We start from the raw sequence: 1,379 nt of genomic DNA, 5'->3' as shown, positions 1-1,379 counted from the left end.
CGGCTTAAGTAACAAAATGTGGGTCTAATGAAGTGTTTTTCGCTCAGTGGACCCACCCCTTCCTGATGCCGAACCCGGATTCGTACGCGTTGACGTCGTCGGGGTTCGGGCCGGGATTCTGCACACCGGTCTCGGTTCCGGGGGCCGGCTCCTCCGCGATTCTCTCGGATCGTGGCTCCGGCGTTTCCCCGAGCCACGCCCGCAGCGCCTTCCTCGGATCGGGGTCCGCGGTCCTCATGTACAGACGCCATTCCACGGCGACGCGCATATGTCCCTCGCCCATCCCGCGATGCAGGTCGAGCATCCGTTTGACGCCGGAGTTGACGCCGCCCTCGATCATGTTCGTGGTCGGCAGTATGACGGCTCCGGCGGGATTGGCCGGATCGAGGAACGTGAACAGCTCGCCCTGCCTGACGAGCCGTTCGAGCCGGTAATACGCGTTGCGCACGCTGATGTGCGTGTACCACCACTGCCTGCCCGCCAACGCCTTGGGATTGGTCGGATCGTCCTTCGCGCTGGTGCGTTCCTTCAGGAACGCGCCGTACCGGTTGTGCCACGAGTTCAGGTCGTTGATCCACTGCGCGGCCTGAGATTCGTCGGCGATCCCGGTCAGCCGCAGGTACAGGGATCTCAGGCTCCTTCCGGCGTCGGTGCGCGGTTTCGTCGTCAGGTCGCGCCTGCCGTCGCGCTGCACGTGCACCAGGCACCGCTGGATGCGCACGTCCTTCCATCTGGCGCGGGCGGCGCCGCTGATGATGCGTGCGCCGTCGCAGCCCATCACCCCGACGCGGCCCATCCTCGAGAACATGGCCTGGTAAGCGGCGATGGTCTCATGGTCGCACCACTGCCAGGCCAGCACCCGGCATTCGCCGTCGCATGCCGCCAGCAGGCACCATCCATGGGAAAGATACGTGCCGTCGGCCTGTGCATAGGCGCAGTCACGCGGTTCCGGCGTCGGGACCGGAACCCTCCAGCACCATGACGTCATCCGCCAGAACGTCTGCCTGCTCACGCCGAGATCCGCGGCGGCCTCGCCCGCGGTCCGTCTTCCCAGCAGCCATTGCAGCCATACGCGGAACTGGAACTCGCGCACCTGGTCCTCGCGGCGGACCGTGGAGGACAGGGCGCATTCGTCGCAACGCCACCGCTGCCTCCCGGCCGTGGTGAATCCCTTTTTCCTCATCGGCCGGCCGCATGCCGGGCATTTGCGCGCACGTGCTGATTTGTGTTTGACCATGCTCCAGTCAAGCATGGGGCCGGCCGGAACATGGCGTCGTCGATGGCGGTATTAACGGTCAAATCGTTAATACCACCCCGACACGCTTACTCCCGTAAGGGCTGAGGGGTAACATTAGACCCACATTTTGTTACTTACGCCG

Annotated in this window: 1 protein-coding gene; it reads right to left on the bottom strand. The window is 64.7% G+C overall.

The annotated features are described in order from the left end of the window. Positions 1–43: 43 nt before the first annotated feature. Positions 44–1,237 carry an IS1249 family transposase gene (locus tag AC1AX7_RS09390; RefSeq protein WP_476509819.1) on the bottom strand — a complete coding sequence of 398 codons (1,194 nt, stop codon included), beginning with the start codon at positions 1,235–1,237 and terminating at the stop codon, positions 44–46. Positions 1,238–1,379: the final 142 nt, after the last annotated feature.

It is taken from the genome of Bifidobacterium sp. LH_449 (assembly GCF_056356755.1).
This window is presented reverse-complemented; position numbering and strand designations above follow the sequence as displayed.

What these genes read in the sequence shown, in the direction of transcription:
- AC1AX7_RS09390 (WP_476509819.1), bottom strand. Translation starts at nt 1,237, where the DNA reads ATGGTCAAACACAAATCAGCACGTGCGCGCAAATGCCCGGCATGCGGC.